The organism is Ferruginibacter sp., assembly GCF_031391665.1.
Classification (GTDB): domain Bacteria; phylum Bacteroidota; class Bacteroidia; order Chitinophagales; family Chitinophagaceae; genus Ferruginibacter.
In genome coordinates this window covers 1-3,769 of record NZ_JANMUN010000018.1, presented here as the reverse complement: position 1 = coordinate 3,769, position 3,769 = coordinate 1, and the positions used below count along the sequence as shown (strand labels likewise).

The window sequence follows — 3,769 nt, the reverse complement described above, 5'->3', positions numbered from 1 at the left end:
AATTCATTCTCTTCATTAACAACCGGTACCACAGTGGTATCATGCTGGTTGCAGTAATTTACGGCATTTAAAAAATGTTCATTGTCATGCACAGCAGCAGTTATAAAAGTTTCCTGCATTAATTCGATGGGCATTTTTTCCTGTTTAGCATCCAGCAGATCTTCTTCACTAATTAAACCCAGGTATTTATCATCGGCCACAACGGGCAGGTGGGTAACCCTGAAATCGTTAATTAACTGCAGTGCCTTACTTACGGTATCCTGCAGCTTAAGCCGGGGAATACTATTATTTATAAGTTCGATGGTTAACATTGCTGTAGGGTGCCTCTATCCCTTAATGGGGAATTGAAGTTTTAGATTTTAGTTTAAATAAATTACCTGTCACTTTATTAATATTGAGCCTGTGTTATTATTAAGATGATAACGTAAGGCAATAAGTAATATTATACAGACAAAAATTTTTGTTAAACTGATGCAGCAGGAATTTTTAATTTATTTAAAAACCCATCAAGTATTTTGTTGAAGTCTTCCGGCACTTCCATCATAGGAGCATGACCGCATTTATCTACAAAATGCAGCTCACTGTTTGGGATAAGCCGGTTAAATTCTTTGCCAACAAATGGTGGAGTAATAGTATCATTATTGCCCCAAATAAGGCAGGTGGGTTGTTTTATCTGGCTTAACTCTTCTCCTAAATTATTACGGATGGCACTTTTTGCCAATGCAATAATTTTAATAACCTTTAAGCGGTTATTGGTTATTTCAAAAACTTCGTTTACCAGTTCTTCGGTTGCTAAATCGGGATTGTAAAAAGTAAGTTGTGTTTTTTTTCTAATATATTCTTTATCGCCGCGTTTTGGATAGCTGTCTCCCATTCCATTTTCAAAAAGGCCAGAACTGCCGGTAAGGATAAGTGATTTTATACGTTCCGGATGTTTTAAAACGTATACCAAACCCACATGGCCGCCAAGCGAATTGCCCAGTAAATGAATGTTGTTGTAATTGCGGTGTTCAATAAAACGCTGTACAAATTTTTGCAGGCCGCCAACTGAGGTATGCAACAGATCCAGCTCCAGCAATGGCAGCAATGGTACCACCACTTTATTTGTTTTTTTAAAATGCTCAATAAGGTCCTGAAAGTTACTTAATGCACCAAATAAGCCATGCAACAAAAGTAACGGTTCACCAGCTCCTTCCTCTATAAATTTAAATTTACCGTCTTGTTTTATTTCGTAACTCATTGGTTAGTTAAATGGTTTGCTGATTGCTATCGTTAAAATCAGATGTTGCAAAATACGTTAAATAAAATAAGCGCTAAAATTAATGCTGCATTTTGTTGCCAACGGTGCTAAAAAATGTTTCGAGGTCGGTAAACATATCTTTAAAAATGGGTATTACTTTTCCAAAATTATCAATAACTATCGGGCCCCAGGGCTGTACAAAACTGTAGGTTTGCGATGCTTTTATTGTTTCGGGTTTTATTAAATGAATTTTTTCGGCGTAGAATAAAAAAATACTAAAAATAATAATGTATAAAGCTGCATAAAAAACAATGCCACCAATGCGGTTTACCCAACCCAATAACGCCATTTGAAAGGTTTTTTCAATAAGCTTACCACCCCAGCTTACCAGCAATACCACCACAAAAAATACAATTGCAAAAGATATAAACGGTAACCACTTTGCATTAATGTTTGCACTGCCACCTAACCAAACGGCAACAACTGCCGAAAGTTTTAAAGCCGCCGCCAAACCAATAATAAATGCCACGATGGAGAACAATGCAATAATTAACCCTTTTTGAAAACCTTTAATACAGGCTATTATAATTATTATGGCAAAAATTATATCCAGCATAAATACAAATTTGAAATTTTAAATCAGGGCATTTATTTTGTAACAGCATTGAGTTTTAAAAAAGGCACTTTCAATTCTGAAATTGATTTTATTTACTCAACAGTTCTTTTACAATATTGCTGATAGTTTTTCCATCGGCCTTGCCGGCTAATTGTTTGCTGGCTGCACCCATTACCTTGCCCATATCTGCCGCAGAAGTCGCACCGGCATCTGCAATTATTTTTTCAACAATTAATTTTATATCAGCTTCGGCTAGTTGCTTGGGTAAAAATTTTTCTATTACTGCCATTTCTTCTTTTTCCTTTACAGCTAAATCTGCACGGCCCTGTTTTTCAAAAATTTCTAAAGAATCCCTGCGCTGCTTCATCATTTTTTGTAAAAATTTTTGCTCTGTAGCTTCATCAATTTCGCCACCTGCGCCGGGTTCAGTTTTTGCTTTTATAATTTCGGCTTTAATAGCCCGTAAGCTGCGTAAAGTTGCTTCGTCTTTTGCTTTCATGGCGTCTTTCATTTCGGCCATTATTTGTTGTTCGAGTGCCATAGTATGTTAGTTAATTGGTTTATTAGTTGATTGGTTTAGGCGTTTAGAGGTTTAGTGTTTAGATGTTTAAGGTAGCTTCCTGCATCCAAATACCAAATTACTAATTCCAAATTCCTTTTACTGCTGCTCTTTAATTTGCGATGCCCTGAATTTTTCGAAAAAAGTTTTAGCAAATTTTTTCATGTCATCGCTTATTTCCTGTTGTTGTGTAGCTCTTTTAAAAGTATCGGCCATACTCATAAACATTTGATAGTAAAAGTCCGCCATTTCATCTACCATCATATCTTTTGTCCAAAGGTCGATACGCATAGCGGTTTTATCGGTACCATCCCAAAAGGCAATGCACATAGCTTTTGCTTTTTGCACCATATCGGCATTGCTGTCGCTGGCTACCCAGTTTATTTGTTCGGGTACTTTGTTGGGGTCAAGTAATATGTCGATTTTTATGGTTGATTGATTCATAAATAATTTTAAAATTTGGTAAAGCGTAATTATAGAAAATTACTGCGAAGTTAGCAGCTTTATTAAAAAAACAATACGTAACAATTTGCAAATTTACATATCGTTAATTGGCGTATTTTAAAATGATTTCCCAAATTATATCAGCTGTTTTATCCCAATTGTACAAAGCAGCCTGCTGCCTGCCTTTAATAATTAGTTGGTTACGCAGGTCTTCATCTTTAAAAAGCTGCATCATTTTTTCGGCAATATCATTAAAGTCGTTGGGGTTAATGTACAAAGCAGCATCGCCACAAATTTCGGGCATTGCGGTATTGTTAGCTGTAATTACGGGTATATCACTTTGCATGGCTTGTAAAATTGATGTGCCACAGCCATCATAAAGCGATGGATAAATCATTGCGTAAGCCGCTCCGGTAATTTGTAGAATATTTTCGTCGGATAAATTATCCAGCAATTTTACTTCATCCCTGTATTTATAACTGGCTAAACTTTTAATAAAATCTTTATCAGTTGCAGCAGATTTACTTATCAGCAATAACTGCATATTGCTTTTTTGTCTTTTTTTAAAAAACGAGAATGCTTTTAAAAGTGTAATTAAATTGCTGCCGGTATTAACAGGGCCTGTGTATAAAAAATATTCCAGCCCTTCGGTATATTTTTCTTTAACGGTATCTTTTTGTTGCCAGGCTGATGGTTTAAAATTATTACTGGCAGCAGTGTAGGCCACATCAATTTTATCAGATGCTATTTTATATTTATCAATAATTTCTTTTTTTAAAAATTCGGCGGTTGTTATAATAACTTTTGCTTTAGTTAAAAATTTTAATGTATTTCTTTTATAAAAATTTAACCAGCGCTTTGTAAAAAATTGCGGCAGTTGCAAAAAAGATAAATCATTTACAATTACACA

At 35.1% G+C, this 3,769-nt stretch carries 6 protein-coding genes; all 6 read right to left on the bottom strand.

The window, feature by feature from the left end; genetic code table 11:
- The coding region (locus ACY651_RS01295; protein ID WP_462248911.1) for a CBS domain-containing protein at positions 1-311 on the bottom strand (311 nt) is incomplete at its 3' end.
- 152 nt (positions 312-463) lie between these two features.
- Complete coding sequence (locus tag ACY651_RS01290) at positions 464-1,240, bottom strand: alpha/beta fold hydrolase (RefSeq protein WP_462248909.1); 777 nt, start codon at positions 1,238-1,240, stop codon at positions 464-466.
- Between the two features lie 79 nt (positions 1,241-1,319).
- Positions 1,320-1,856 carry a CvpA family protein gene (locus ACY651_RS01285; RefSeq protein WP_462248907.1) on the bottom strand — a complete coding sequence of 179 codons (537 nt, stop codon included), beginning with the start codon at positions 1,854-1,856 and terminating at the stop codon, positions 1,320-1,322.
- 88 nt (positions 1,857-1,944) lie between these two features.
- A complete protein-coding gene (locus ACY651_RS01280) occupies positions 1,945-2,397 on the bottom strand; it encodes a GatB/YqeY domain-containing protein (protein WP_462248905.1) in 453 nt (150 codons plus the stop codon).
- Between the two features lie 117 nt (positions 2,398-2,514).
- The gene (gene gldC / locus ACY651_RS01275; protein WP_462248903.1) at positions 2,515-2,859 is read right to left on the bottom strand and encodes a gliding motility protein GldC; all 345 of its coding nucleotides are present in this window, start codon (positions 2,857-2,859) and stop codon (positions 2,515-2,517) included.
- A gap of 103 nt (positions 2,860-2,962) precedes the next feature.
- Positions 2,963-3,769 (bottom strand): glycosyltransferase family 4 protein (locus tag ACY651_RS01270; RefSeq protein ID WP_462248901.1); only part of this gene is annotated, 807 nt, incomplete at its 5' end.